The 26,284-nt window shown below is 64.3% G+C and carries 22 protein-coding genes and 1 pseudogene; 8 read left to right on the top strand and 15 right to left on the bottom strand.

The window, feature by feature from the left end; translation table 11 throughout:
* Positions 1 to 5: 5 nt before the first annotated feature.
* Positions 6 to 1,256, bottom strand: a complete 1,251-nt coding sequence (gene oiaX, locus FJ946_RS04090) for a 3-oxo-isoapionate-4-phosphate decarboxylase OiaX (RefSeq protein ID WP_140564331.1) — start codon at positions 1,254 to 1,256, stop codon at positions 6 to 8.
* Positions 1,257 to 1,538: 282 nt separating this feature from the next.
* On the opposite strand from oiaX, the gene FJ946_RS04085 reads away from it, so the two are divergent.
* Positions 1,539 to 2,252, top strand: a complete 714-nt coding sequence (locus FJ946_RS04085) for a transcriptional regulator NanR (RefSeq protein ID WP_140514647.1) — start codon at positions 1,539 to 1,541, stop codon at positions 2,250 to 2,252.
* A gap of 2 nt (positions 2,253 to 2,254) precedes the next feature.
* On the opposite strand, the gene FJ946_RS04080 is transcribed toward FJ946_RS04085, so the two are convergent.
* The 10 genes from FJ946_RS04080 to FJ946_RS04035 all read right to left on the bottom strand — a co-directional run bounded on the left by FJ946_RS04080 (position 2,255) and on the right by FJ946_RS04035 (position 15,226).
* Positions 2,255 to 4,096 carry a hypothetical protein gene (locus FJ946_RS04080; RefSeq protein ID WP_140564330.1) on the bottom strand — a complete coding sequence of 614 codons (1,842 nt, stop codon included), beginning with the start codon at positions 4,094 to 4,096 and terminating at the stop codon, positions 2,255 to 2,257.
* Positions 4,093 to 5,127: a Gfo/Idh/MocA family oxidoreductase gene (locus FJ946_RS04075; RefSeq protein WP_140564329.1), complete on the bottom strand. Its 1,035-nt coding sequence runs from the start codon at positions 5,125 to 5,127 to the stop codon at positions 4,093 to 4,095. Before FJ946_RS04075 ends, FJ946_RS04080 begins: the two co-directional genes overlap by 4 nt.
* A 2-nt stretch (positions 5,128 to 5,129) precedes the next feature.
* Positions 5,130 to 6,194 (bottom strand): ABC transporter permease, encoded by a 1,065-nt coding sequence (locus FJ946_RS04070; RefSeq protein WP_140497803.1) that lies wholly within the window; start codon positions 6,192 to 6,194, stop codon positions 5,130 to 5,132.
* On the bottom strand, positions 6,194 to 7,741 hold the full coding sequence (locus tag FJ946_RS04065; protein WP_140564328.1) for a sugar ABC transporter ATP-binding protein: 1,548 nt from the start codon (positions 7,739 to 7,741) through the stop codon (positions 6,194 to 6,196). Before FJ946_RS04065 ends, FJ946_RS04070 begins: the two co-directional genes overlap by 1 nt.
* Entirely contained in the window at positions 7,738 to 8,382 is a 645-nt protein-coding gene (locus FJ946_RS04060; RefSeq protein WP_140564327.1) for a DUF2291 family protein, read from the bottom strand. Before FJ946_RS04060 ends, FJ946_RS04065 begins: the two co-directional genes overlap by 4 nt.
* Positions 8,383 to 8,458: 76 nt before the next feature.
* Positions 8,459 to 9,400 (bottom strand): D-ribose ABC transporter substrate-binding protein, encoded by a 942-nt coding sequence (locus FJ946_RS04055; protein ID WP_140564326.1) that lies wholly within the window; start codon positions 9,398 to 9,400, stop codon positions 8,459 to 8,461.
* Between the two features lie 276 nt (positions 9,401 to 9,676).
* Positions 9,677 to 10,504, bottom strand: a complete 828-nt coding sequence (locus FJ946_RS04050) for a phosphogluconate dehydrogenase C-terminal domain-containing protein (protein WP_140555477.1) — start codon at positions 10,502 to 10,504, stop codon at positions 9,677 to 9,679.
* Between the two features lie 95 nt (positions 10,505 to 10,599).
* Complete coding sequence (locus FJ946_RS04045; protein WP_140564325.1) at positions 10,600 to 11,649, bottom strand: ABC transporter permease; 1,050 nt, start codon at positions 11,647 to 11,649, stop codon at positions 10,600 to 10,602.
* On the bottom strand, positions 11,646 to 14,129 hold the full coding sequence (locus FJ946_RS04040; RefSeq protein WP_140564324.1) for an ATP-binding cassette domain-containing protein: 2,484 nt from the start codon (positions 14,127 to 14,129) through the stop codon (positions 11,646 to 11,648). The genes FJ946_RS04045 and FJ946_RS04040 overlap by 4 nt, the downstream gene beginning before the upstream one ends.
* 74 nt (positions 14,130 to 14,203) lie before the next feature.
* On the bottom strand, positions 14,204 to 15,226 hold the full coding sequence (locus FJ946_RS04035; RefSeq protein ID WP_140520883.1) for an ABC transporter substrate-binding protein: 1,023 nt from the start codon (positions 15,224 to 15,226) through the stop codon (positions 14,204 to 14,206).
* A 360-nt stretch (positions 15,227 to 15,586) separates the two neighbouring features.
* Between FJ946_RS04035 and nanR the strand changes: the two genes are divergently transcribed.
* From nanR to FJ946_RS04015, 4 genes are all read left to right on the top strand, one after another.
* Positions 15,587 to 16,300, top strand: coding sequence for a transcriptional regulator NanR (nanR, locus tag FJ946_RS04030; RefSeq protein WP_140520882.1), 714 nt, complete (start codon positions 15,587 to 15,589; stop codon positions 16,298 to 16,300).
* Positions 16,301 to 16,404: 104 nt separating this feature from the next.
* Positions 16,405 to 17,667 carry a ribulose-bisphosphate carboxylase large subunit family protein gene (locus tag FJ946_RS04025; RefSeq protein ID WP_181167652.1) on the top strand — a complete coding sequence of 421 codons (1,263 nt, stop codon included), beginning with the start codon at positions 16,405 to 16,407 and terminating at the stop codon, positions 17,665 to 17,667.
* Between the two features lie 45 nt (positions 17,668 to 17,712).
* Complete coding sequence (locus FJ946_RS04020; RefSeq protein ID WP_140564322.1) at positions 17,713 to 18,558, top strand: phosphogluconate dehydrogenase C-terminal domain-containing protein; 846 nt, start codon at positions 17,713 to 17,715, stop codon at positions 18,556 to 18,558.
* 60 nt (positions 18,559 to 18,618) lie between these two features.
* On the top strand, positions 18,619 to 19,419 hold the full coding sequence (locus tag FJ946_RS04015) for a sugar phosphate isomerase/epimerase (protein ID WP_181167651.1): 801 nt from the start codon (positions 18,619 to 18,621) through the stop codon (positions 19,417 to 19,419).
* Between the two features lie 37 nt (positions 19,420 to 19,456).
* On the opposite strand, the gene mtnA is transcribed toward FJ946_RS04015, so the two are convergent.
* Both mtnA and mtnK read right to left on the bottom strand, forming a co-directional pair.
* Entirely contained in the window at positions 19,457 to 20,551 is a 1,095-nt protein-coding gene (gene mtnA, locus FJ946_RS04010; RefSeq protein ID WP_140559320.1) for an S-methyl-5-thioribose-1-phosphate isomerase, read from the bottom strand.
* Positions 20,548 to 21,819 (bottom strand): S-methyl-5-thioribose kinase, encoded by a 1,272-nt coding sequence (mtnK, locus tag FJ946_RS04005; protein WP_140564320.1) that lies wholly within the window; start codon positions 21,817 to 21,819, stop codon positions 20,548 to 20,550. Before mtnK ends, mtnA begins: the two co-directional genes overlap by 4 nt.
* 134 nt (positions 21,820 to 21,953) lie before the next feature.
* On the opposite strand from mtnK, the gene FJ946_RS04000 reads away from it, so the two are divergent.
* The 3 genes from FJ946_RS04000 (at position 21,954) to FJ946_RS03990 (ending at position 25,646) form a co-directional block, all read left to right on the top strand.
* Entirely contained in the window at positions 21,954 to 23,465 is a 1,512-nt protein-coding gene (locus tag FJ946_RS04000) for a sugar ABC transporter ATP-binding protein (protein WP_140564319.1), read from the top strand.
* Between the two features lie 92 nt (positions 23,466 to 23,557).
* Complete coding sequence (locus tag FJ946_RS03995) at positions 23,558 to 24,553, top strand: ABC transporter permease (protein ID WP_140555461.1); 996 nt, start codon at positions 23,558 to 23,560, stop codon at positions 24,551 to 24,553.
* Between the two features lie 40 nt (positions 24,554 to 24,593).
* Positions 24,594 to 25,646, top strand: coding sequence for a substrate-binding domain-containing protein (locus FJ946_RS03990; protein ID WP_140555459.1), 1,053 nt, complete (start codon positions 24,594 to 24,596; stop codon positions 25,644 to 25,646).
* A 74-nt stretch (positions 25,647 to 25,720) separates the two neighbouring features.
* On the opposite strand, the pseudogene FJ946_RS03985 reads toward FJ946_RS03990, so the two are convergent.
* Together FJ946_RS03985 and FJ946_RS03980 are read right to left on the bottom strand one after the other, a co-directional pair.
* Positions 25,721 to 25,988 (bottom strand): annotated as a pseudogene (locus tag FJ946_RS03985) (type II toxin-antitoxin system YafQ family toxin).
* Between the two features lies 1 nt (position 25,989).
* Entirely contained in the window at positions 25,990 to 26,247 is a 258-nt protein-coding gene (locus FJ946_RS03980; protein WP_140564318.1) for a type II toxin-antitoxin system RelB/DinJ family antitoxin, read from the bottom strand.
* Positions 26,248 to 26,284: the final 37 nt, after the last annotated feature.

The following is a 26,284-nucleotide window of genomic DNA, read 5'->3' as shown; positions in this document are numbered from 1 at the left end:
TTCGCTCAGGCCGCCTTGCCGTCGCTGAATTTCTCGATCGAGCGTGCCAGCTCGGCATGGTCGCGCGCGAATTCGTCGAGGGCAATGCCCTCGACCGCGGCCTGCCACGCTTGCAGCACCGCGCGCACCCCGGCGCCGGGCCCGTCCGGATGGCTGACGATGCCGCCGCCGCAGAGATAGAGGAGATCGACCGTGCGGCCGGTGCGCTCATAGGTCTCGGGCGCCTGGCCGCCCCATTGGCCGGAGCAGGCCACGGGCAGCGCGCAATCGTATGATGAAAACAGCGGCGTGGTCACCGCTTCGAAAGAGCGGATGAAAGAATCGTCCGGCTCCCAGTATTTCGAGCCGATACCGTTGATCTGGAACTGGTCGACGCCGAGCAGCCGCCAGAATTGCTGCCATACCTTGAAATCCATGCCGAGGCCGGGATGGCGGGTGAGAATGTCCCAGCCATTGCGGTGCGCATGCAGCGCCAGCCCGGAGCGCTTCCTGAGGAAAGCCATGCCGCCGAATCCGATGGAGTTGATGTTGACGAGCGCGCAATTGCCGCCGGCTTCCAGCACCAGATCGTGGTTGCGCATCATCTCGTCGGGATCGGCATGCGAGATTCCGAAGGCGTACATTACTTTCTTGCCGGTCTTTTGCTCGTGGTCACGGATCAGCGGCATGATCGCCTTCACCCGCTCAGCGAGCGGCGAATAGGCCGGGCTCATCAGCTTCTCGTCGTCCTTGATGAAATCGACGCCGGCTTCGATCAGTTCGCCCACCATCGCAGCTGTCTCGTGCGGCCTGAGGCCAAGCGCCGGCTTGACGATGGTGCCGATGATGGGACGGCCCTCGACCCCGGTCAGCCTGCGGCTGCCGGCAACGCCGAATTGCGGGCCGGGATGGGCGCCCCGGTATTGTTCCGGCAGCTTCATGTCGATGACCCGGATACCGGACAGGCCCCTGATCGAATAGGTGCCGCTGATGGCGATCGTCATCAGCGCCGACAGGTCGGTGCCGATGGCGTCGAACGGGAAGCCGATATCGACATCGGCGCGCCGGAAGGGGCCATTCCCGGATCCGGGAAGCGACGGCTGCTCGGCATCGGGCAGGGGCCTGATCGCCAGCACACGAGCCGCCACACGCGCCTTTAATTCCTCGGTCTCGCCGGGCAGTGGGACGAAGGTGCCGGTCGACTGGTCGCTCGCGATCTTGGCCGCCAGCGCTTCGATGCTGCCAGAGGTTTCGATGCGATAGGTAAGCGTGATCATGGTCTGTCGGCCGCTCGAAAAGGGTTCGAAAAAAGTTTTGTCGCGCAGGAAATCTGGTATAATGAGTACCTAAGTATTGCAAGCAATATCCCGACTTCGGCAAGAGGGCCGGCTTCGGCAATTCCGGGAAATGAGCGGCGTTTTTCGTTCGGAATGCCTGGAACAAACAGCTGGCGCGGCTTGGCGATTGCATGAAATCGCGGGACCGCTCCAGGCGCAGGCATTCCGGTAATCCTGCCTGGAATGCTAAACAGGAACCGGGCCAGGGAGTGATTCGTCACGATGAACCGTTCGGAGCCGATCGTCCGGCGCAAACTTTCCGACGAAGTCTTTGCAAGGCTGAAGCGGCTGATCACCAGCGGCGAGCTGCAGCCGGGCGACGACATGCCGTCCGAACGCGAGTTGATGGAGCGCTTCGAGGTCGGCCGGCCGGCGATCCGCGAGGCCATGCAGGCGCTGAGCAATATGGGACTGGTCGCCATCTCGCATGGCGAGCGCGCCAAGGTGCTGCAACTAACCGCCAAATCGATCATCAAGCAGGTCGACGGCGCGGCCAAGATCATCCTGTCTTCATCCAGGGACACGCTGGAGCACCTGAAGACGGCGCGCATCTTCTTCGAGCGCGGCATGGTCAGGGAAGCCGCGGAAAAGGCGACCGCCGAGGATGTGCAGCGGCTCAGGGCAACGGTGGCCGAGCAGCGCGCCGCGCGCGGTGATTCCGAAGCCTTCATCTCCGCCGACATGAAGTTCCACACCCAGATATCGGCGATATCGGGCAATCCGATCTATGTCGCCGTCAGCGAAGCCACACTCGGCTGGCTGAAGGAATACCACACCGAGATGCTGATCTGGACCGGCAAGGAACAATACACGCTTACTGAGCATGAGGAGATCATCGACCGCATTGAGCACCGTGATGCCGACGGCGCCGAAAAGGCGATGATCAAGCATCTCGAACGCTCGCGTGCGCTCTATGTGATGAATTCCGATAAGTAGCTCTAGCCAACCCGGACAATGGCGTAGGGCGACATCGTAAGATGGCCCTGACCCAGTGCCGAAACATCAACCGGGACGTCGTTCGCCGTCAGGTTCGCCAGCCAGACGACAATGTCGCCCGAGGCGGCGCGACCGGCCAGCGCCGCAACACGCGTCTCGTCGCTTGTTTTCGCGGCAACATGCGCGAGCCCAGCCAGTTCGCAAAGCCCTTGGACGGCCCGGAAAATCGGCCGCGGGGATCCCTCGGCGACAGGTTCGCCGGATGCGGCCAGCACGCCGAACGGGCCGGTGATGCTGGACAGTGTCAGCATCTCCAGCCCGGCCGGCGCGACGCGCGCGGCATAGCCAATGGTCCAGGCGGCGGCAAACTGCGCGGCATGGCGGGGATCACGGTTCGCCATGGCAATGCGTTGGCCGGCAAAATTGTCCTTGGTCGCGCCGCCATAGGGGTTCTGTCGCATGGCAATGGTCGACGGGCCGATCCGGTAAGGCTTGTCGCCGAAGATCGCCCGGGTCGACCGGGTGATGAAGGGCAGCGCCTCCAGCGATTGCATGACGCTGAGATCGTCGGCGGCGTGAACGATCGGACAGGTGCAGTGCGTGACGAAATCGAGTTGGTCGGCGGGCACGCGCTTACGGTTGAGCTCGGTGAAATAGCTGAACATGCCGCCGCCGAGGCGGATCCCGGGAAAGGCGCGCCGCGCCGCGGCATAGATTTCTTCCAGCGGCGGGCATGCCGGCCAGGCGCTGCCCGGCGGCGTCGACTGGCGGTCGACCGAAGGCGAGACGGCAACCGCATCGAGCCGCAGGCCGACCCGGCGCACCATATCGGCGACATCGGAGAATTCGGCATCGAGGTCGCCCGTGCAGGCCACCACGCATTCGAGCGTGGTCGAGGCGGGATGCGCCGCGGCGAGCCGGGCATGGGCGCGCAGCGCGTCCAGGCCGTGGCCGCGCGTCGGATCGAAGTGGAACAGGAGTTGCTGCGGACCGAGCCTTGCGAGCATCGGCAGTTCGGCCAGCGTTGCCTCTACGTCCTCGGGATAGACGATCACGCCGACATCGGGCAGCCTCGGCCCGGTCTCGCCGAGTTCGATGCGGACCGGTTCGGCACTCGCGGTCGCGGCGGGCATCCCGGCGCCGCCGGTGAGGCGCAGGCTCACCGTCTGGCGCAGCGGTTCGCCGGCCGGCAGCACATAGGGCCACGGCAAGGCCAGCGGCCGCACATAGGTCTTGTAGGAGGCGTCCGACCAGTTGCGCTGGTCCTCCATTTCGAAAGTATCGCCTTCCATCCTGCATTCGGCGCTGACGCCGGGACGCACTGCATGGGTGATGGCACGCAGGTCCTTGAAGGGCTGCCATGGGTCGATCAGATCAGGCAGTTCCGTGTCCACCACCCTGCCATCGGTGTGCTCCACCGTCACCGGGCTGCCGGCGAGGCCGGCGATCGGATGCAGGATGCAGAAGCCGCAGCGGTTGGTCTCGAAATCGCTCTCCGGCAGTGCGGCCACATCGAAGACCAGCCTGCCGTCGGCGGAGCCTTCGATCGTCGCGTGGAAGCGCAGGCTGCTGCCGCCCGGGCCGGTGCAATTCGCCTCATAGCTTACCGAGAAACGGTCGACCTTCTGGTCGATGGTCAGGTCCGTCAGCTCCGGCTCATAAGTGCCCCAGTCGCGGTCGCGTACGATATAGGCGATGGCGCGCAGCACTTCGGTGCCGGCATGCCGCCGGATTGTGCGCAGATTGCCATTGACCAGCTCGGCACTCAGCGCGCCCGCCTGCAGCAGGATCGGTGCCGCTTCGGCCGCCCGTGTGCCGTAAAGATCGAACACGTCGGCCGTCATTGCAGCAAGGCTTCGATCTGCACCGGTTCGCGGCTCGCAGCACCCGCATAGGCGGCCTCGACCAGGGCGAATGTCTTCAGATTGTCGGCGCCCGAGGTCGCCGGCTCCTTGCCGCCGACAAGGCAGTCGACCCAGTGCCGCTGGATGGCCAGCACGCTTTCCTGGATGTTGTGCCATGGCCGCGAGGCCCAGGGCAGGAGCGGCGGCGAGACATCGCTCACTCTGGTTCCGCTCTTGCCGGTGACGGTCAGCCGGTAGCCCTGCGCCAGCCGGATCGTGCCGTCGACGCCGTCGAGCTCGATAAGTGTTTCCGGGAACGGCTCGGTGGCAAGCTTGGTCGCATAGCTGCAATCGACAACCGACGTGGCGCCGCCGGCATGATCCATGAGCATCGTCGCCACATCCTCGCCGGCGATCGCGGGGTTGATGCGTGTGGTCCGCGCGGTCAGGCTCGTGACGTCGCCGAGCAGGAAGCGGGCGATGTCGAGGATGTGGATGCCGAGGTCCTCGATGATGAAGCGTTTTCCGGTCGCCAGATAGGGCTGGCCGGAAAACACGTCATAGCCGGAGCGGAAGGAGATGCGGCCGAAGAACGGCGTGCCGATCTCGCCCTTGTCGAGCAGGGCGCGCACCGCCTGGATCGGCGACTGCCAGCGGAAGTTCTCATGCACCATAAGCGGCACGCCGGCCTTGGCACAGGCCGCGACCATCGCCTTGGCATCGCCAAGCGTCGGCGCGACCGGCTTCTGGCAGATGACGGGAACACCATGCGCGGCCGCCATCTCGACCAGCGGTCGATGGCTGCCGACAGTGGTGGCGATGTCGACGAAGTCGAGCGTCTCGGCGGTGAAAAGTTCCGCCGCATCGGTGTAGCGCCGCGCCACGCCGAACTGGTCGCCGACGATCCGCAACCGCTCCGGATCGCGGTCGCAGATGGCGACGATCGAGGCGCCCTCTATGTCGCGCCAGGCATGCATCTGGTTGACGGCGAAGAAGCCGCAACCGATCAGCGCTCCACGCAACCCCGCCATGCTCAGCCCGCCTTTGCCATCTGCATCAGGGTAACGCGCTGCTGCAGCCGGCGCTGCGCCTGGTCGACGACGACGGCGACGATGATGACGAGGCCCTTGATCACCATCTGCCAGAACGAGCTCACGCCCATCATCACCAGCCCGTCCGAAAGGATGCCGATGACGAAGGCGCCGACGATGGTGCCGCCGATCGTGCCGCGGCCGCCCGACATCGAAGTGCCGCCAAGCACCGCCGCGGCGATGGCGTTGAGCTCAAAGCTCTCGCCCGTCGCCGGATGCGAGGCCATCAGCTCCGACGAGATGATCAGCCCGACGATTGCCGCGCAGAAGCCGGAGAACATGTAGACGAACATCTTGACCATGTTGACGCGCACGCCCGAGATGCGCGCGGCGCGCTCATTGCCGCCGACGGCGAAGATGTGGCGGCCAAGCGGCGTGTAGCGGGCGAGATAGGCCGCCCCCAGCGCCACCACGATCAGGATCCAGATCGAGACCGGCAGGCCGAGCAGCCGGCCGGCACCCAGGAAGCCGAAGCCGGTGGTGCCGAGTTCCGGCTTGCCGACGAGATTGGGGAAAGTGCGGCCGTCGGAGGAAAGCAGCGCGAAGCCGCGCGCCACATAGAGCACGCCGAGCGTGGCGATGAAGGGCGCGACGTTGAGCCTGGTGATCAGCAGCCCGTTGACGGCGCCGATCAGCATGCCGACCGCGAGCGTGATCAAGGCGATCTCGACGACATTGAAATAGATGGTGTAGCCGATCTGCAGGTCGATGCCGTTGAGCACGAGGTAGCCGGCCACCATGCCGCACAGGCCGACGATCGAGCCAACCGAAAGGTCGATGCCGCCGGTGATGATGACGAAGGTCATGCCCATGGCGAGAAAGGCATTGAGCGCCACGTGCTTGGCCATCAGGATCAGATTGGCGGCCGACAGGAAGTTCGGCGCCGCGATCGAGAAGAACACCAGCACGGCGATCAGCGCAATGAAGGTTCTGAGCTTCATCAGCGTCAGCAGCGCCGAGCCGCTGGAGGCGGAGGAAGCGGCAGCCTTGGCCGGAATGTCAGTCATCAGCGTTGCTCCCCATGTGCGGCCGGTCCGTGGCCCAGCGCCGACGCGGCGACGATCGCCGCCTCCGTCGCTTCGGCGCGGTCGAATATGCCGGTCAATCTGCCATTGCTCATCACCGCGATGCGGTCGGACAGCGCCATCACCTCGTCGAGGTCCGAGGTGGCGAACAGGATGCCCAGCCCGTCGCGCGAAAGCTTGCGCATGGTGCGGAAGACATCGGCCTTGGCGCCGACATCGATGCCGCGGCTGGGCTCGTCCATCAGAAGCACTTTCGGTCCGGTGAGCAGCGCCTTGCCGATCACCACCTTCTGCTGGTTGCCGCCCGACAGCGACGAGACCTCCTGCGCCGGGTCGGCGACCTTGATTGCGAGTTCCCGCACCATCTGCATCACGGCCTGCCGCTCGGCACCGCCGCGGATGTGAAACAGGCGCACGAAGCGCGACAGGCTCGCCATCGTCAGGTTGCTGGCGACCGACAGGATCGACACCAGGCCCTCGCGCTGGCGGTCCTCTGGGATCAAGGCCAGCCCTCGCTGGATGCGGCGCGTCGTGTCGCGCTCCTTCACCTGCTTTCCGGCGATGAAGATCCTGCCGCTAGCATGGCCGTGACGGCCCATGATGCAGTCGAACAGCTCGCTGCGCCCCGCACCCATCAGCCCGTATATGCCGAGAATCTCGCCGGCGCGCAGCGACAGCGAGACGTGGTCGACCGCCAGCCCGCCGGTGACGCGTGGCAGGCAGATCTCCTCGGCGCGGAAGATTTCCGCGCCCGGCACATGGCCGTCGGCCTTGGCGAAGTCCTTGGCGTCCGAGCCGATCATCTGCCGCACGATCCACTGCGTATCGACGTCTTTCATCTCCTCCTGGCCGGTGATGCGGCCGTCGCGCAGCACGGTGATGTAGTCGCCGATGCGGATCAGTTCCTCCAGCCGGTGGGAGATGTAGACGATGGCGACGCCGCGCGCCTTGAGGTCGGCGATCACCTTGAACAGGATCTCGACTTCGGCGGCGCTCAGCGCCGAGGTCGGCTCGTCCATGATGAGGATCTTGGCGTCGAGCGAAACCGCCTTGGCGATCTCGACCAGCTGCTGCTGGCCGATGCGCAGATCCTCGACCAGCATGTCGGGCCGGATGCCGGCTTCCAGCCGCTCCAGGAATTCACCGGCCCGGCGCTCCTGTTCCTTGCGGTCGATCTTGCGGAAGCGGTTGGTGATCTCGCGCGTGGCGAAGATGTTCTCGGCGACCGAAAGGTTGCCGAACAGGTTCAGCTCCTGGAACACCATGCCGATGCCGCGGTCGACCGCATCTCCCGACGACGAGAAAGAGACCTCTTCGCCTTCGAGCAGGATGCGCCCTACGGTCGGCTGCTCGACGCCGGCGATGATCTTCATCAGCGTCGACTTGCCGGCGCCGTTTTCCCCGACCAGCACGTTGACCGCGCCCTTGCGCACTTCGAAATTCGCCTGCTTGACCGCGACCGTGCCGGCATAGACTTTCGAGACATCCTCCAGCTTGAGGATGACGTCATGGCCATTGGCCTGGCTCATGGCTTCGGCCCGATCTCGGCCTCCGCCGGCGTCACCAGCGGCAGGTCCTGGCCGCCTTCGATCGTATAGGCGCCGAGCACCTTGGCGGTGCGGCCTTCCAGCGCCTCGCGCGGCAGCTTGGAGAGCACCGTCTTGTCCGCATGGGCGTTGAAAGCTTTGCCGAACTGGGCGAAGTCGATCTGGTTGGTGAAGTCGTTGAACTGGACGAAGTCGAGGCTGTCGCGCAGTGCCGTGCCGCGCATCGCGGGCCCGATCTGAACGCGCGCGTCCGCCTTGCCGTCACCGTCGGCGTCGACGTCGATGGTGGCCGCGCGCGACTGCGTATTGGCGGCGACGATCTTGCCTTCGACGCGGACCGCGAAAGTCCATGGCGAATTCGCCTGCTTCTTCGGATTGCCGTATTTGGCGCCGGCCGCGGCCGGATCGGTCTTCGCCAGCGCATGGACCTCGGCGAACGGTCCCGCCTTCTGCTGCAGGTAGGGGATGACTTTCGCCGCCCAGATGTCCTCGACCATCTTGTCGGGGTTGGAGGCGGAAGCATTGCCGTCGCCTTGCGCCGACGGCGTCGGCAGGATCTTGCAGGCGCTGAGCGCGATGCCGGCGGTCAGGGCAAGGATCGGCCAACTCGGCTTTTTCTGCATGGCGGTCGAGGCATCCTGGTGAAAAGGAGCGAGGGACGAACCTCGGTTCGCCCCTCGCTGTTCGCGTTGCGCCGGCTCAGTTTTTCAGCGCGAAGGTTTCCAGCTTAGCGGCATTGTCGCCATTGATGAGCACGCAGTCCATCAGCTGCTTTTCCTTCTCGGGCGACTTCTTGTTCTTGATGAAGTCGCTGGCCTGCTCGACCGCCATCTGCGCCTGGGCATAGGCAGGCTGCAGCACCGTCGCCTTGATGCCGCCCGAGGTGATGGAATCGCGCACGTCGTTCGATCCGTCGAAGCCGACGACGATGACGTCCTTGCGGCCGGCCGCGGCAAGCGCCGCATAGGCGCCCATCCCCATCGTGTCGTTGCCGGAGATGACGCCCTTGATGTCAGGATTGGCCTGCAGGATCGATTCCATCTTGGAATAGGCCTCGGTCTGGCTCCAATTGGCCGACTGCTGCGCGACCATCTTCAGGTCCGGATAGTCGTCGATGACGTCGTGATAGCCCTTGGAACGGATGCCGGCATTGGTGTCGGATTCCTTGCCGACCAGCTCCACGAAATTACCCTTCTCGCCCATCAGCTTGACGAATTCCTGCGCGCCGAGCTGAGCGCCCTGGTAGTTGTTGGAGACGATCTGAGCCACCGCGACGCCGGTGGCGTTGATCTCGCGGTCGATAAGGAAGGAGGGGACGCCGGCGTCCTTGGCCTTCTGCACGGCGGCGACGGTGGCGTCGGCACCGGCATTGTCGAGGATGATCGCCTTCGCGCCTCGGCCGATCGCGGTGTCGATCAGTTCGGACTGCTTGTTGGCGTCGTCGTCATGGACCAGCACCAGCGCCTCGTAGCCCAATTCCTTGGCCTTGGCTTCGGCGCCGACGGCTTCCGCCTTGAAGAAGGGATTGTCATGCGATGGGGTGATGATGGCGATGAGATCCGCCGCGTAGGCGGGCATCGCCGTGCCGAGTGCCAGCACGCCTGCGAAGGCGGCAAGCGTCATTCTGCGTGTCAGTTTCATGAAGTCCTCCCGTTGAAACCCATGCCTCGATCGTTTCGAGGCCTCTATCTACGATTGAATTCGTCAGGCAGGGCCGGCAGCGCGCCGCCCGGATTTCAGAGCCGATCGCCGGCTGTCATCCGAACTGCTCCTCGCTCCGCTCCCGCCGTCCTCCACTCGCATCAACTTCAAACTTCCAACGAAGCATGACCGATCCGAGTCCAGGAACAGCTAAAGCTAACTGGTATAATGAGTCAACCACTAATTCAGGTGATCTGTATCTAAGCGGCGGCCCGCTCAGGTAATCCGCTGGATGCTGGCTGCGATCTCTTCCGGTTCGAAGACCCGCTTCCAGTCGTCGCGCATCAGCACCGGCTTGCCGAATTCGATGGCCTTGTTGCAGGCGTCGGAGAAGACGCCCTTGGTTTCACCGAAGATCACGGCGCCGAGCACATTCATGTGGCCGAGCAGGAAATCGAGGGCCGCCTGCTGGTCGACGCCCCGCGCCACGACCTCGTCGACAGCTTCCTTCATCACCACCAGCAGCGAGGCGCACACGGTCTCAGAAAGGCCGGGCTCGAGCAGCGCCATCTGCTCAACGGAAACGCGGTGCGAGCGCATCACCGGCGCCCAGATGATCTTGGCGATGGCCTCGCCCTTGGCGTAGTCCGCTTCCGGTCCCTGCATCAGTGCGCTGACCATGTGCTGCTTGGCCTTGACGCCGCCGAAATAATCCTTCTTGGCCGCCATGTCGGTTTCGTCGTTGAAGATCGGCGGATGGCAGGGGTGGGTGACGAAGTAGGTCAGGTCGGGACGATCAGGCAAATGGCCCGCAAACGGCGCCGCGGCATCGAGAACGATCACCATCGTGCCCGGCGCAAGCTTGCTTTCGATGCGTGCCGCAACCTTGCCGATATGGGTGTCCGGAACCGCCAGGATCACCACCTCGGCGCCTTCCAGCGCCTCGTCGGCACTGACCGTATCGAAGCCCAGCCCGGTCTTCAGCCGCTCGCGCCCGGCTTCGCTGACCTCGACATGGCGGATCGTATAGGGCGAGCCGCGGAAATTGGTCGAAAGGCGGTAGCCCATTTTGCCGCCGGCACCGAACAGCGCGATCGTCGTCATCTAGCCTTGCTCCTAAATATTGAACGATGGTCTCGCCAATCGTCACCTTATATACTGGTATGATCACTCTACCATCTTGGCAAGAGAAATCATTGTCACTGCGGCCTGATTGCCACAGCGCCCGCCTTAGGTTTCGCCGTGGCGTCGCCGGCTGCGCTCTCGAGGGCGGCGGGGTCGATGGCGGCGCGCCGCGACAGCACCTGCCGGCCGGCCAGCGCCAGAACGAAAATGACCACGATGCCCTGGACGATGTCCTGCGCGCCGGGCGGCAGGCCGATGATCTGCATGGTGGTGACGATGAGGATCAAAAGGATGCTGGCGAACAATGTGCCGAGCGCCGTCGCGGAGCCGCCGAAGATCAGCGTTCCGCCCAGTACCACCGCGGCGATGGATTGCAGGAGATAGGGCTGGCCCATTTCAAGGAAAGCGCCGCCGATATAGGCGCCCAGCAGCAGCCCGTTGAGCGAAGCCAGCACCGAGGAGATGATGAAGGCCGAGGCGATGACCCGGTTGTTGCGGATCGCTGCCAGCCGCGCCGCCGCGCGGTTCTGGCCGACTGCCGAGAGCAGTTGCCCGTAAACGGTATAGCGTAGCACGAACGACGTTGCGGCGACGCCCAGGATGGCGATGACTGCCATGATCGGCACGCCCGCGACGCGGCCCGTGGCCAGCGTCTTCAACAGCGGACTGACGGCGAAGCCCGATATCGCGCGGTTCGACAGCAGCGTTGCAGTTGCCAGCACATAGCCCGTCGCCAGCGTGGCGATGATGGCCGGTATGTTCAGCCCGACGACGAGCAGCGCGTTGAGAGCGCCGACCGCAAGGCCGAGCAGGATCGCGGCGCCGACGCCGACGGCGAGGTTGGCGTCCTGGCCCTTGATGGTCAGCAGCGCCACGAAGGCGCTGAGCGTGATCACCGAGGCCACGGAAAGGTCGATATTGCCGCGCCCGGTGGTGACGACGAACATCTGGCCGATGCCGACGACCGTTAGGAACGAGGCCGACAGAACGATGCCCGACAGGCTGGAGAGGCTGAAGCGGTTGGTGACGATGGACAGCACCAGCCAGAGCAGCAGCACCCCGATCGCCGACCAGATCCAGCGGTTTTTCTGCGCCCAAGGGCTGAAGGCGGCAAACGCGTTCATTGTTCGCTCCTGCGGTCCGCGGTCAGGCTGCGCAAGGTCAGCAGCGCGATGAGGATCAGTCCCTGCGTCGCTGCGTTGAAGTCGCTGCTCACGCTCAGCGTGCCGAGCAGGGCGCCGATCAACGCCAGCGTGACCGCGCCGGCGACGGCGCCGACCGGCGAGATGACGCCGCCCAGCAGCGAACAGCCGCCCATCACCACGGCGGCGACGCTGAGCAGGGTGAACGAATTGCCGGAATTGATGTCGCTCGCCGTGTTGATCGCCGTCAGCGACAGGCCGGCGGCGGCGGCGAACAGCCCGGCGACGAGATAGCGCACCAGCGCGTAGCGCGTCGGCGACCAGCCGGAACGGATCATCGCGGTCGGATTGTTGCCGAAACCGCGCAGCACCACGCCGAGGGGCAGCCGGTCGATCACGAACATCACGACTGCCACCGCGGCGATGAGGATGATCGAGGTTGGCACAAAGCCGAGTGACCAGTTGAACATTGTCGACAGCCATTCGGGGCTGGTGCCGCCGGGCGTCGGCTGCAGCGCATAGCCTATCCCGACCCAGATGAAGGAGGCGCCCAGCGTGACGACGATGGCCGGGATCTTGCGCGCCTGGATCAGGCCGCCGAGCCCGGCATAGGCGGCGATCGCTGCCGCCAGCGCCAGGGCGCCGAGCCACGGCTGGTCGTAGAGCAGCGTGGCGCTGAGCACGCTGACGAGCCCCGCGAACGCGCCGACGCCGAGGTCGATCTCGCTGCCGCCGACGATGAACATCTGCGCCGCGGTCACCAGCACCAGCGACAGCGCCGGCATCAGCAAGAGGTCGAGCCCGAAAATGGAGGCGACCGCCGGATTGGCCGACATCATCACGGCCAGTACGGCGGCGAGGCCGATGAAGGGGGCAGCGTTCACCAGCCTGCGGGCAAGCCCGGCGCCGACAGCGCCGCTGCGTCTCGCACTGGCAGCTTTATCCGTCTGCTGGGCAAAGGACGCGCCAACGACGGCTGATTCCGTGATCGCTTCGCCGGCCAGTTCCTTGACGATGCAGCCGCCGGAAAATACCAGCACGCGGTCGCAGGCCAGGAGTTCGGCATCTTCGGTCGTGTGCCAGATGAGCGTGCGCCCGCCTCGCGCAATGTCGTTGCAGAGGCGGTAGAAGTCCTGCTTGGTGGCGATGTCGACGCCGCGCGTCGGGTCGTCGAGCAGGACGATCGGCGTGTCGGCGACGAGCGCCCGGGCGACCAACGCCTTCTGCTGGTTGCCGCCGCTGAGCTCCAATATGTTGGATCCGAAGCGGGTCTCGTCGAGCCGCAGCCGGCCGGCGGCGTCCGCCGCTGCCGCGCGGTTGGCGCGGTCCGAGACCAGGCCCAGCGCCGGGCGGCGCGCCAGGGCGCCGATGCTGATGTTTCCCAGCACGCTCCACAAGGGGAACACGCCTTCCTTCTGGCGGTCGCCCGCGATGAAACCGGCTTCACCGTTTCTGACGACGGCCGCATCCGTTCCGGAATCGGGCTTGAAGATTGCGTGCAGCAACTCTTTCTGGCCGCTGCCCTCGAGGCCTGCCAATCCGATGATTTCACCGCGGCCGATCTCGATGTCGTGGCCGAGTTCGGCCGTCAGGAACCCGGACAGTCGCACCAGCGCTTCGCGGCTGCCGGTGGTGGCGGTACCGTGCTGGTGGATCGAGTTGGCGTCGCCTCCCATGAGCTGCACCAGCCTGCCGATCGACGTTTCGGCCACATCGCCGCGCCAGGCGGTGCGCCCATTGCGCAGCACAACCACCTGAGTGGCGATGTCGATGATTTCCTGAAGCTTGTGGCTGATGAAGATGAAGGCGAGGCCGGATTTGGCCCGCTCGCGGATGAAGGCCCGCAACTGTCTCGAGCGATCGAGATCGAGTGAGGAGGTCGGTTCGTCAAGAACGATCAGCTTGACACCGGGTGTCGCGGCGGCGCGCGCAATTTCGACCATTTGCCGTTCGGCGATGGAGAGGTGGCCGACTTCGGCATTCACATCGATGCCGTTTGCGGGGAAGACGGCGTCCAGCGCCGAGCGGGCGCGCGCCCTGTAGAGTGCCCGCCAGCCCGGCCGGTTGGCGGCATCCGCCGGAATTTCCAGGAAGAAGTTTTCGGCCACCGAGAGGTTGGCGCACAGCGACAATTCCTGGTGCACCATGCGGATGCCGCGGCGCTGTGCCTCCGCCGTGTCGTAGCCGGCGAAGCCGATATTCTGGCCGGCAAACGAAATCGAGCCCAGGGTCGGCCACATCGCCCCGCATAAGATGCGCATCAGCGTCGATTTGCCGGCGCCGTTGCCGCCGACCAGACCGATGATCTCGCCGGCGGAGACGGCGAGGTCGATCTCTGCATTCGCCAGCGTCGGTCCGAAGCTCTTGGTGATCCCGGAAAGCGAAACAACGCTCTGCCGGGCCGGATCGGCGAGCACCGCGGCGGCTGCGCCTTCCGGGGCGGCTACTGCGAGATGGGACATTCGTCCTCCGTTTCTTCACGGGCAGGGACCGGGCGCGGCCGTTCCGCGGCGCCCGGTCCCTGGCATTGCCAACCTTACTTGCTCAGCAGGTTCTGCTTGACCCAGTCGAGCGAATAGCTGGGGCTGATGATCTGGCCGCCCGGCAGCTTTGCATATTCCTTGAGGTTGCCGGCATCGACGGTAGCCACCGGCATGATCATCATCTTGGGTGCCTTGGCGCCCTTGAGCAGCGACAGGCCGAGCCAGAACGCGGCGCCGCCAATCCCGGGCGTGGTGTTCATCGAGACCGTCTGGTAGCCGTTCTTGGCGTTCTCCTCGGCCCACCATTTGACGAAGTCGGTGCCGCCGCCGCCTTCGATGATCGGCATCTTGCCGGCATAGTCGCCGCCATACTGGACGAACGCCTGGGCGATGCCGACATCGTCGCTGCCGCCTTGTGCGAGCACGGCGTCGACATGCGGCAGGGAGGGCAGCACGTTGGCGATGGCCGCCTGTGCGACCGACGCGGTCGCCTGGCCATAGACCGTGGCGACAACCTTGATATCGGGATATTTGGCCAGCACCGACTGTTGCGCGTTGAACATGTCGTTGTCGGGCGCCGAACCCTTGACGCCGCGCACCTGGATGACGTTGCCCTTGCCGCCGATCATCTTGAAGACGGCCTCGGCCTGGGCTGCCTTGTAGCCCTTGAAGTCGAAGTTGAGCTGGTAGTTGCAGGGCGCCGAGGCGACCGAATCGAACGAAACGACGATGATGCCGGCCTTGCAGGCTTTTTCGATGATCCCGTTGACCGCGGTTTCCGACGCGGCATCGACGGCGAGCACGTCGACCTTCTTGAGGATCAGCTCGGCGATCTGGCTGTTCTGCTGCGCCACCGAGCCGTCGCCGTTCATGACGATGTAGTCGGCAATCTGGCCGGCCGCCTTGGCTTCCTTGGCCGAGGCTTCGAAAGCCTCCACCATCTGGTGCCGCCAGGTGTTGCCGTAATAGGCGTTGGCGAGCGCGATCACCGGCGCATCCGGTGACGCCATTGCCGGCACAGCCGAGACGCTGACCAGCGCGGCGCCGGCAAGCGCCGCCACGGTTGAAAACTTCATGATATTTTCCTCCCAAAAAACACCGGCCGATACGTCGGCCTTCTGCCATTCCGTTACGACGTCCTCCGAAAGACGCCATACCAGCTACATGTTATACCAGCATACCAAATAGGCAAGCGGGCACCGGAACCTCGATTGCCGAAACCTCCTTCGATTTAAGGACGAGACGAAGCTCGGCCGTCAGCTTCGTTCTTCCTTGGCCAAACGGAGCCGGCCTGCTCCAGCAACTGGTGACCAGTCCAAAGTCGGCCGTAGACGGACGTTAGGTCATCATATATGTAATGTCAATCGATGGCGCGACCCTTGTCTGCCGACGCGACTCGGGATCGATTGTTCCGCGAACACCCCAGGGAGGGACAGATGGAGCCGGTCCAGAAAAAGAAATTGTATGTGGAGGTGCTTGACCGGCTGATGGCGGCAATCTCGACGTCCGAATTCCCGCCCGGCTCTCAATTGCCGTCGGAAAAGGAACTAATGACGATGATCGGCGTCGGCCGGCCCTCGATCAGGGAAGCGATGCTGTCGCTGCAGCAGATGGGACTTATCAGGATCTCGCACGGAGAACGTGCCCGCGTCATCAATCCGACGCCTGATGTCATCGTCGATCAGGTCTCAGCGGCGATGGTCATGATGCTGGCGACGAACTCTCGCGGGCTTGAAGAACTCAAGGAAGTCAGGCTCTTGCTGGAAACCGGCCTGGTTCGGATAGCCACGCGGCGCGCTACGGCCAAGAGTTTGGAACGCCTCGCGGAGACCTTGCGTCATTTGCGCGAGGCAAAGGGCGACCAAGCCCGGTTTGTAGCTGCCGACATGGAGTTCCACGCCGTCATTGCGGAGATGAGCGGCAATTCGATGATAGCGGCGGTGGCGAAGGGAATGCTCGAATGGCTGTCCCGTTTCAAGCGGGATCTGGTGGCGATGAAAGGCGCCGAGCGGCTGACGGTCGAGGAGCATGAGCGGATCTACAAGGCAATCGCCGGCGGCGATCCGGAAGGCGCGAGCGCGGCAATGGCCGACCACATTGGCCGCGCCAACGAGCTCTATTCGAAACTGGCCGGCGGCGGAGCCAGCTGAGCGGCCGTCGAAATTTTTTGCCCGAGAAAACTCATATGATGACATGATTTCTTTTTGGTGCTAACGGTCACTCCGTGAACGTCATTCCAGTCGGGAAGCCTGCATTGTCCGGTCGCCTCCGCGCCACCTATCTGATCGAAACCCGCTACCCGCTGGAGGTTGCCGCGGCTGCGATGGCGGGCGAACAATCAAGCGGGACTTTCCGCGCCATACCCGGAGAAACGCCGGAGCTGCTGCGCAAGTTCGGAGCCCGCGTCGAATTCATCAGCGATGTTGCCGAGGTCGACAGCGAGGCGTTGCCGTTCTCGCGCTCGCCAAAAAATGCCACCGTCAGGCCGCGCCGGGCCAAGGTGGGCCTTTCCTGGAACATCGAGAATACGGGAACAGTGCTGCCTTCGGTCTGGTCGACGGTTCTCGGCAATCTGTTCGAGTTGCATCATTTTTCGGCCATGCGTCTCCTCGACGTTACCTTTCCCGATGCCTTCGCGGATGCCTACCCAGGGCCGGCCTTCGCCGTCGAGGGAACGCGTCGCCTGACGGGCGTCGACGGGCGTCCGCTGATCGGTACCATCGTCAAGCCGAGCGTTGGTCTTACCCCGCAGGAGACGGCGGCCCTGGCCGACACGCTGATTGCCGCGGGTCTTGATTTCATCAAGGACGACGAATTGATGGGGGACCCTCCGCATTCGCCGTTCGAACACCGGTTCGAAGCGGTCATGGCGGTGATAGACAGGCACGCCGACAGGACCGGGCGCAAGGTCATGTATGCGGCCAACATTTCCGGTGACATCGACGCCATGCGTCGCCAGCTGGATCTGATCGAGCGCCGTGGCGGGACCTGCGCCATGCTGGTCCTGAATTCCGTCGGCCTGTCCGCCGTCATCGAGATGCGCCGCCACTCCGCCGTTGCGCTGCACGGCCATCGGGCCGGATGGGGCCTCTTCAGCCGCTCTCCCGATCTCGGCATGAGCTATCTCGCCTATCAGAAATTCTGGCGTCTGGCGGGCATCGACCACATGCACGTCAACGGGCTGTCCAACAAGTTCTGCGAGCCGGACGAATCGGTGATGGCGTCGGCCCATGGCTGTCTCACCCCGATGTTCGAGCGGGCTGGCCGTCCCGATACGGTCATGCCGGTGTTTTCGTCTGGACAGACCGCTGTGCAGGCGGCCGAGACCTATACGAGGCTCGGCTCGGACGATTTCATCTATTGCTGCGGCGGCGGGATCATGGCGCATCCAGGCGGGCCGGCCGCCGGCGTTCGAAGCCTGCATGATGCTTTCGAAGCCGCGGCGGCAGGGGTTCCCGCACGCGACTACGCCGCCACGCATCCGGAGCTCGAAGCCGCGCTGCAAGCGTTCGGCTGAATCTGCGCCATCGGCGCGCCATCATGGCAAATGGGAGAGAAGCAAATGACGACATCCGTGGCGGTGCTTGGAGCCGGAGGGAAGATGGGCTTCCGCGTGACGCGCAAGCTTATCGAAACGGGCTACGATGTCCGCGCCGTGGAGATCGGCGAGGCCGGCCGCAAGCGGCTGGGAGAGGCCGATATCGGCGCCGTCGCCATGGACGAGGGCATTCCCGGCGCCAAGGTCGTGGTAATGGCCCTGCCGGACAATATCATCGGCCAGGTGGCGCGGCAGATCTCGCCGATGCTTGCCGCGGGCACCATGATCCTCATTCTGGATGCGGCAGCGCCCTATGCCGGCGACTTGCCCGCGGATCGGCCGGATCTCACCTATTTCGTCGGCCATCCCTGCCATCCGCCGCTGTTCGGCGAAGAGACGGAATGGGCCGCGCGTCGCGATTACCATGGCGGCATCGCCAGGCAATCGATCGTCTGTGCCCTGATGCAAGGTCCGGAAGAGCACTATGCGCTTGGCGAGGAAGTGTGCAGGGCCATGTGGTCGCCGATCATCGACAGCCATCGCGTCACGGTCGAACAACTGGCGATCCTGGAGCCGGGCCTGTCCGAAATGGTGGCCATGCCCTTCGTCGACACCATGGTCGAGGCCGTCGAGGAGTGTGAGCGCAAATATGGCATTCCCAGACAGGCCGCGCTGGACTTCCTGATAGGCCATCTGAACGTCGAGATTGCCATGTGGTTCGGCTTCTCTCCGAAAGTGCCGTCCGATGCGGCGCTGAGGCTGATGCGATTCGCCAAAGGCGTCGTGGTCCGGGACGACTGGCGCGAAGCGCTCACACCGGCCAAGGTGAAGGAAGCTTCGGAATTGATCGTCTACGGCAAGGGAGCCTGAGCCCTGCCTTCGCCGGCCCGGATCATATCGGTATCGACCGCGCTCTTCGATGGCTATCCCATGGAATTGGCCATCGAGGAGATTGCGGCGGCCGGTGCCCTCCATGTCGAGCCGGCCTTCATTCGCGGCTATGTCGATTTCGATGAAGGCATGTTTGCGGCTGCGCACGCCGCGAAGCTGCGCCAGGCAGCGGAACATGCCGGGCTCGGGATCAATGCCGTGTCGGCTCATCTCGACCTGTCGGGGGCCGATGCCCCCGACGCCTTGTCCCGGCGCATCGGCTTTGCCGCCGGTCTTGGTGCGTCCTTCCTGATTACCAATGCCGGCCCGGCGAGAAACAGCGCGGCGATCCGCAAAACGATTGACGCCCTCCTGCCGAGGCTGGAGGAAGTCGGCATCGTCCTGGCGCTTGAAAACCCCGGACATGGCCAAGGCGATCTGCTCGGCAGCGCCCGGTTGGGGGCAGGCTTCATCCGTGACATCGGATCGCGGCACGTGCGCCTGAACCACGACGCCGGAAATGTCTTTACCTACAGCAACGAGACGGTGCAGCCGGCGCAAGATATCGCTGATGCCATCGATGCCGTTGGGCATGCTCATCTGAAGGATGTCGTCAGCACCGGGGAGGGATGGACATTTTGCGCTATCGGCGACGGCTCGATCGGCTACGAACCGTACTGGGCAACGCTTCCCGCGACGCTGCCGGTCAGCATCGAACTGCCATTGCGGCTGCGGCGCCCGCAGCGCCGTGATCCCCAACGGCGGAGCGCGCCGGTGGATATCGCCACCATTCGGAGCGCGCTGCGGCGTTCACTGGATTTCGTCAATTCGCTGGAGATCGCAAAGAGCAGCACCTTCTGAACAGCGAAAGGTGGTTCCTTGCCTTTGCGAGAGCCGGCTATCCACGCTCCGGGAACATCGCCTTCAGCCCTTCACGCGAGGCCTTGGCGACGCCGCGTTCGGTGATCAGGCCGGTGACCAGCCGCGCCGGCGTCACGTCGAAGGCGGGGTTTGCCGCGGGCGTCGCTTCCGGCGAGACGCGCACCTGGGCGATCTCGCCGCTCGCGGTCTTGCCCCACACCAGCGAAACCTCGTCGCCCGAGCGTTCCTCGATCGGGATTTCGGCAAGCCCGTCGCCCACCGTCCAGTCGATGGTCGGCGAAGGCAGCGCGACATAGAACGGCACGTCGTTGTCTGCGGCGGCGAGTGCCTTCAAATAGGTGCCGATCTTGTTGCAGACGTCGCCGTCGGCCGTCGTGCGGTCGGTGCCGACGATGACCATGTCGATTGCGCCGCGCTGCATCAGATGGCCGCCGGCATTGTCGACGATCAGCGTATGCGGCACGCCGTGGCCGGCCATCTCCCAGGCCGTCAACTGGGCGCCCTGGTTGCGCGGCCGCGTCTCGTCGACATAGACATGGACCGGAATGCCGGCCTCCGTTGCCAGGTAGATCGGCGCGGTGGCCGTGCCGTAGTCGACGGTAGCCAGCCAGCCGGCGTTGCAATGGGTCAGGATGTTGACGGTTTCGCCCGGCTTTTTGCGCGCCGCGATGTCCTTGATGATGGCGAGACCGTTCTCGCCTATGGCGCGATTGAGCCCGACATCCTCGTTGGCGATCTCGCTGGCGCGACGATAGGCGGCTGCGGCGCGTTGTTCCGTCGGCAGCGGCCGCAGGAATCGCCGCATCTCATCCAGCGCCCAGCGCAGATTGATCGCTGTGGGACGCGTCTCGTGGAGCGTCTCCCAGACGGCATCGAGCGCGGCATCCGCCGGATCGTCCGCCATCTGCATGGCAACGCCATAGGCAGCGGTGACACCGATCAGCGGCGCGCCGCGCACCCACATGTCGCGGATGGCGGTGGCGATGCCATTAACGGTGTCGACCTTCACGATACGGAAGTCATGCGGCAGCCAGCGCTGGTCAATGATCTCCACCGAGCGCCCATCGTCGCTCAGCCAGATGGTGCGATAGTGGCGCTCGCCGACGTTCAAATGCGGTTCTCCTGTTCGATCAGCGCGGCCAGGTTGTTGACCTCGTCGATGCTGTGAATATGACGCCTGTTGACGGCGATGTGGCGGCCGAACTTCAGCGCCCTCGCTTCACATGTGGCGCGCAGGTCTTCGTCGGCAATGGTTTCGAAATCGGCATTGTGGGCGAGGCCGAGGATGCGCCGGTGCACCTCGATGCCGGCAAAGCCGAGGAGGTCGTCCCAGATCTGGTGCAGCACATGGTCGAGCGCCTGCTCGGCGCCGAGCCTGTCGCCCTGATCCTCGAACAGGCTCTTTTGATAAAGCATGCCGTTGCGCTCCGTGCGCCATAGATGCGAGAATTCGGTGCGGAACACCGACCACGTCTGCGCCGTGACATCGAGCAGATAAGCGCGCATGGCGTCGCGCTTGCCGCTCTGCTCATGACCCCGCTGCGAGAAGAAGGCCATCCAGAAATTGGCGAGCAACATGCCGACGTCGAAGGCCATCGGCCCGTAGAAGGCGAATTCAGGGTCGATCATCCTGGTCTCTCTATCCGTGACCATGATCGAGCCGGAATGCAGGTCGCCATGCAGCAATGTCTCTGCATTGGCGGCGAAAAGATGCTTCAGGCGCTGCGCTTCCACCTTGAGGTCGCGGTCGGCGCGCAACTCGGCGACCAGGGCGTCGAGTTGCGGCGAAGTGTGCCGGTTCATCTTGGCGTCGAAATAGGGGTCGGAGAACACCAGGTTCTCGGTGATGTCGCACAGCTCGACATTGTCGGCGAACAGCGCCAGATCCGCCTTGCGTTCCTTGGTCACCATCGAGAAGTCGGAGCCGCGGAACAGGGTGCGGGCCATGAACAGCCCGATATCCCTGGCGATGTTCGGCAATTGCCGGCCCTCGATCAGCGCCCGCCGCAAAATGATGTGCGGCGACAGATACTCCATGATGATCAGCGCCTGGGTCTCGTCGAAATGGTAGATGGCCGGCACCGAGCCCGGCGCGCGCGCCTCCTGCCGCGTCAGCGCGTGATATTCGAAGAAGGAACGCTTCAGCGGCAGCGGCCAGCTGTCGCCGACCAGCCGGACATACGGCAGGGCCTGCTTGACGACAGCCGCGCCCTTGCCGCCCTCGACGATGAAGACGAGATTAAGATTGCCGTCGCCGACCTCGCGCACCTTCCAGCGGCTGGTGTCCTCGCCGATGCGCTGGGTGAGCGCCTCGTTGCTGCCGAGCCGCGTGGCGAGCGTCTCCACCGACAGTGCTTCGAACGGCGTCTTCCCGGTCATCCTCACCTCTCCTGCTCGTCCCCTATAGTAGCGGAGCCACGGCGGCGGGGCCAAGCTAGGTAGCGCTCTGGCAATTGTCAATCGTGTTGACAATTGCCGATGTAGCCCATAGCGTCACCGTCAGGGAGGAACGCATGGTCGGCAATGCCGTGTTCCGCGTAGAGGGACTGAGGAAATCCTTTGGCCGCAACGAGGTGCTTGGCGGCGTCTCGCTCGAACTCCATGCCGGTGAAGTGACCGTCCTGATGGGCGCCAACGGCGCCGGCAAATCCACCCTCGTCAAGATCATCAGCGGCGTCTACGAGCGCGACGGCGGCACCATGACCCTGGCCGGCCAGGACTTTGCGCCGGGAAGACCGGCGGAAGCGATCCGCGCTGGCGTCGTCACCGTTCACCAGAACATCAATGACGGTGTCGTCGCCGACCTTGACGTGGCGACCAATCTGACATTGGACAGGCTGAGCGGCAGTGGCGCCCCGGTGCTCTTCAACCCGGTCCGTGTGCGTCGCGAGGCCAAGGCGGTTGCCGACCGCATGGACCTGGCGATCGACTTGAAGGCGCGCGTCAGCGATCTCTCGCTGGCCGATCGCCAGATGGTGGCGATTGCCCGCGCGCTGGCACATCAGCCGAAAGTGCTGATCCTCGACGAACCCACCTCATCGCTATCGAGCGCCGAAGCCGATCGGCTTTTTGCGCTGGTCGACAGGCTGCGCGCGCAAGGCGTGGCGATCCTCTATATCTCGCACCGCATGTCCGACATAAGGCGGCTTGCCGACCGCATCGTCTCGATGCGCGACGGCGCCGTGTCCGGCGTCTTCGACAAGAAGCCGCTCGACTACGAAGGTGCGGTCAATGCCATGCTCGGCCGCAAGATCCACCTCGACCAGATCGTCGCCAGGCACTCGGCCAAGGCGGTGCTGACCGTCGAAGGCCTGCGCATCGCCCAGGGCGCCAGGCCGATCTCGCTGACCCTTGGCGACGGCGAGGTCGTTGCCGTCACCGGGCTGGTCGGCGTCGGCAAGACAGCGCTTGCCGAGACGCTATTCGGCGTGCGCAGGCCGATCGCCGGCACCATGACGATGAACGGCAAACCCTACGCGCCGCGCTCGGCCGGCGATGCGATCGCCGCCGGCGTCTTCCTCATCGCCAAGGATCGCGCCACCAGCGGCATCGTCGGCGGCTTCAACATCGAGCGCAATGTCAGCCTGCCGTTCCTGAGGCGGATGTCGAACCTGGGCGTGCTCAAGCGCCGCCTCGAACGCGCCACGGCGCGCCGGCAGATCCAGGAACTGGGCATCGTCTGCCGCTCCGAGAAGGACGAGATGTCGGCATTGTCCGGCGGCAACCAGCAGAAGGTGATGGTCGCCCGCTGGATGGCGCAGGATGCAAGCCTGTTCATTCTCGACGAGCCGTTTCAAGGCGTCGACATCTCGGCCAGGCGCGACATCGCAGCCAAGCTGAGGGCAAGCGCCAATGGCCGCGCGACGCTTTTGTTCGTCACCGAACTCGACGAGGCGCTGGAGACGGCCGACCGTATCCTGGTGATGTCGGAGCAGACCATTGTCGGCGAACACCGCAACGCGGACATCGATCTCGATCGCCTGCTGGCCGAGGTGGCCGGCGGGCCGCTGCACAGCGCGGCGTGACGGGCTGGAATTGAAGAACTGGCGATGACAATTGGAATGGAGAGCATGGGTTCGAGTTGGGTAAAAACGGCAGCGGCGCGCGGGGGCGCTGAATGACGCGGCGCAACCACGCCATCCGCTACGGTTTCATCGTCCTGTTGTTCGGGCTCGTCGCTTATTTCGCGATCGCCGCCGACGGTTTCGTTTCGCCGCAAAGCGCGGTCTTCATTTTTCAGTCGGTCGCCATCACCGGCGTGCTGGCGCTTGGCGTCACCGCCACGCTGGTCGTTGGCGGCTTCGACCTGTCGATCGGCTCGGTCGCCACGTCAGCCATGATGGCTGCGGCCTATGTGATGGTGGTGCTGGAGCAGAACGCTGTCGTCGCGGTCATCGTCTGCCTGCTGATCGGCGTTATTGTTGGGCTCATCAATGGTTGGCTGATCGTCTATATGCGCGTGCCGGACCTGCTGGCGACGCTCGGCATGATGTTCCTGCTGGTCGGCCTGCAGCGCATCCCGACCGAAGGCCGCTCGATCGCCACCGGCATGACCATGCCCGATGGCTCGGTCGCCAACGGCAAGTTCGGCGAGGCGTTCCTGGCGCTCGGCCGCCACCGCTTCGACTTCTTCATTCCCAATCTCGTTCCGGTCTCGGTCGTCGTCCTCGCGGTGCTCGCGGTGCTGATCTGGTTCTTCCTCGAATACACCCGCTTCGGCCGCATGATGTATGCCGTCGGCTCCAATGAGCGCGCCGCCGAACTCGCCGGCGCGCCTGTCAAGGCATACAAAATCTGGGCCTATATCATTTCAGGAGTTTTTGCCTCGATCGGCGGTATTTTGCTCGCCGCCCGGCTTGGACGCGGCGACATCGCCTCGGGTAATAACCTTCTGCTCGACGCCGTCGCCGCGGCGCTCATCGGCTACGCGGTGCTCGGCGCCGCCAAGCCGAACGCGTTCGGCACGGCCGTCGGCGCCGTGTTCGTCGGTGTCCTGCTGCAGGGCCTGACGATGATGAACGCGCCGTACTACACGCAGGATTTCATCAAGGGCGCCGTTCTGGTCGTCGCCCTTGTCTTCACCTTCGCTCTTTCCGGCAGGGGCAGGACATAGATTTCGACCGGGTTGCATTTCAACAAGTGGAGGAAACGACGTGAACATCACAAGAAGACTTTTGGGCAAGGCAGCACTCGGGCTCGCCGGCGCGGCGTTGCTGGTGCAAGGGACGGCCCTGGCTGCCGATCGCCCGGCGCCGTTCGACAAGCCAGGCGTCAAGATCGCCTTGGTGCGCTATCTCTCGACCGGGGATTTCTTCCAGGCCTATCTGTCCGGCGTCGAGGCGCAGGCCAAGGCCCTTGGCGTCGACCTGCGCGTGCTCGACAGCCGCCAGGACGCCGCCCTCCAGGCCGACATGGTCGACCAGGCCATCGCGCTCGGCGTGCAGGGTATCATCATCCAGCACGGCCTGACGGAATCGATGAAGGACGCCGCCCAGCGCGCGGTCGACGCCGGCATCAAGGTGGTCGCTTTCGACGTCAACGTCGAAAACCCCAAGATCCCGCAGATCGAGCAGTCAGACCGCGACCTTGCGCGCCTCGCGCTCGAGCAGGCGGTCAAGGATAATGGCGAGAGCTGGAAGGCCGGCTATGTCTATGTCGCGGGCATCGCCCCGCTCGACCGCCGCAATGAGACATGGGTCGACGTGAAGAAGAAATACTCGGGCATCAAGGAAGTCGCCATGTTCGGCACGCTGGACAACCCGATCGCCAACTCGGTCGCCAACCAGGCGCGCTCGGTGCTGACCGCCCATCCGGACATCAAGGTGATGTTTGCTCCCTATGACGAGTTCGCCAAGGGCGTGAAGATCGCCGTCGACGAGGCGGGCCTGAACAAGGACATCAAGATCTATTCGGCCGACATCTCGACCTCCGACATTGCGGCGATGCGCGAGCCCGACAGCGCCTGGGCGGCAACCGCGGCCACGAACCCGGCCGTCGTCGGCCAGGTCTCGGTGCGTGCGCTGGCGCAGCTGCTGGCCGGCGAAGACCCAGGCCACAACGTCGTCGTGCCGCCGACGCTGATCACCCAGAAGGACCTTCTCGACAAGGACATCAAGAATATGGAGGACCTGTCGGCCAAGCTGCCGCAGTTCGCCCACGCCGATGTCGCCATGCCCGCCTGGATGCCGAACCCGAACGCGAAGTAGGCCAATCGATATTGCAATTCGCTCACACTTGGAACAGCCGCTTGCAGCAACTGCAGGCGGCTTTTTTGCTGTCTTCATTCGTTGAACAGATCGGAGTAGGAGCCGGTGCGGGCAAGCCGCAGCTCATCGTCGGCAATGCGGTAGATCAAGAGCCAATCCGGTTCTACATGCGCATCCCGATAGTCTTTCCAGTCGCCTTTTAGAGGGGTGATCCTTATAACGCGCCGGCAGTCCGGCGATGAGCAGGCCCAACAACTCGCGCAATTTAGCGAGGTCTTTGCCACGCTTCTCCATGCGCTTAACGTCCCTGCGGAATTGCCCGGAGTGAACGGGCGTCGGCATGTCAGATGCCCAAATCCTTGAACAATTCGTCGGCTGACGCGAAACGCTTGCCTTTGCCTTTTTCCAATTCGGCCATGGTCTTTTGGGTGGTTGCGTTCGGCACCTTCACCGGAAAGGGAAATTCCTTGTCGGCGGCGACGCGGACCAGCAGCAGGCGAATGGCGTCGGAGACCGACAGTCCCATTGCCGCCAGGGCTTCGGTAGCCTGGTCCTTTGTCGCGGCATCAATTCGAGCGCGGACAACCGTATCCGTAGCCATGTTGCGACTCCTTACTGTTGAGCCACAATGTAGCTAC

Origin of the sequence: Mesorhizobium sp. B2-4-7 (genome assembly GCF_006442685.1) — a bacterium.
GTDB lineage: Bacteria > Pseudomonadota > Alphaproteobacteria > Rhizobiales > Rhizobiaceae > Mesorhizobium.
This window is presented reverse-complemented; position numbering and strand designations above follow the sequence as displayed.

What these genes read in the sequence shown, in the direction of transcription:
- oiaX (WP_140564331.1), bottom strand. Translation starts at nt 1,256, where the DNA reads ATGATCACGCTTACCTATCGCATCGAAACCTCTGGCAGCATCGAAGCG.
- FJ946_RS04085 (WP_140514647.1), top strand. Translation starts at nt 1,539, where the DNA reads ATGAACCGTTCGGAGCCGATCGTCCGGCGCAAACTTTCCGACGAAGTC.
- FJ946_RS04080 (WP_140564330.1), bottom strand. Translation starts at nt 4,096, where the DNA reads ATGACGGCCGACGTGTTCGATCTTTACGGCACACGGGCGGCCGAAGCG.
- FJ946_RS04075 (WP_140564329.1), bottom strand. Translation starts at nt 5,127, where the DNA reads ATGGCGGGGTTGCGTGGAGCGCTGATCGGTTGCGGCTTCTTCGCCGTC.
- FJ946_RS04070 (WP_140497803.1), bottom strand. Translation starts at nt 6,194, where the DNA reads ATGACTGACATTCCGGCCAAGGCTGCCGCTTCCTCCGCCTCCAGCGGC.
- FJ946_RS04065 (WP_140564328.1), bottom strand. Translation starts at nt 7,741, where the DNA reads ATGAGCCAGGCCAATGGCCATGACGTCATCCTCAAGCTGGAGGATGTC.
- FJ946_RS04060 (WP_140564327.1), bottom strand. Translation starts at nt 8,382, where the DNA reads ATGCAGAAAAAGCCGAGTTGGCCGATCCTTGCCCTGACCGCCGGCATC.
- FJ946_RS04055 (WP_140564326.1), bottom strand. Translation starts at nt 9,400, where the DNA reads ATGAAACTGACACGCAGAATGACGCTTGCCGCCTTCGCAGGCGTGCTG.
- FJ946_RS04050 (WP_140555477.1), bottom strand. Translation starts at nt 10,504, where the DNA reads ATGACGACGATCGCGCTGTTCGGTGCCGGCGGCAAAATGGGCTACCGC.
- FJ946_RS04045 (WP_140564325.1), bottom strand. Translation starts at nt 11,649, where the DNA reads ATGAACGCGTTTGCCGCCTTCAGCCCTTGGGCGCAGAAAAACCGCTGG.
- FJ946_RS04040 (WP_140564324.1), bottom strand. Translation starts at nt 14,129, where the DNA reads ATGTCCCATCTCGCAGTAGCCGCCCCGGAAGGCGCAGCCGCCGCGGTG.
- FJ946_RS04035 (WP_140520883.1), bottom strand. Translation starts at nt 15,226, where the DNA reads ATGAAGTTTTCAACCGTGGCGGCGCTTGCCGGCGCCGCGCTGGTCAGC.
- nanR (WP_140520882.1), top strand. Translation starts at nt 15,587, where the DNA reads ATGGAGCCGGTCCAGAAAAAGAAATTGTATGTGGAGGTGCTTGACCGG.
- FJ946_RS04020 (WP_140564322.1), top strand. Translation starts at nt 17,713, where the DNA reads ATGACGACATCCGTGGCGGTGCTTGGAGCCGGAGGGAAGATGGGCTTC.
- FJ946_RS04015 (WP_181167651.1), top strand. Translation starts at nt 18,619, where the DNA reads ATGGAATTGGCCATCGAGGAGATTGCGGCGGCCGGTGCCCTCCATGTC.
- mtnK (WP_140564320.1), bottom strand. Translation starts at nt 21,819, where the DNA reads ATGACCGGGAAGACGCCGTTCGAAGCACTGTCGGTGGAGACGCTCGCC.
- FJ946_RS04000 (WP_140564319.1), top strand. Translation starts at nt 21,954, where the DNA reads ATGGTCGGCAATGCCGTGTTCCGCGTAGAGGGACTGAGGAAATCCTTT.
- FJ946_RS03995 (WP_140555461.1), top strand. Translation starts at nt 23,558, where the DNA reads ATGACGCGGCGCAACCACGCCATCCGCTACGGTTTCATCGTCCTGTTG.
- FJ946_RS03980 (WP_140564318.1), bottom strand. Translation starts at nt 26,247, where the DNA reads ATGGCTACGGATACGGTTGTCCGCGCTCGAATTGATGCCGCGACAAAG.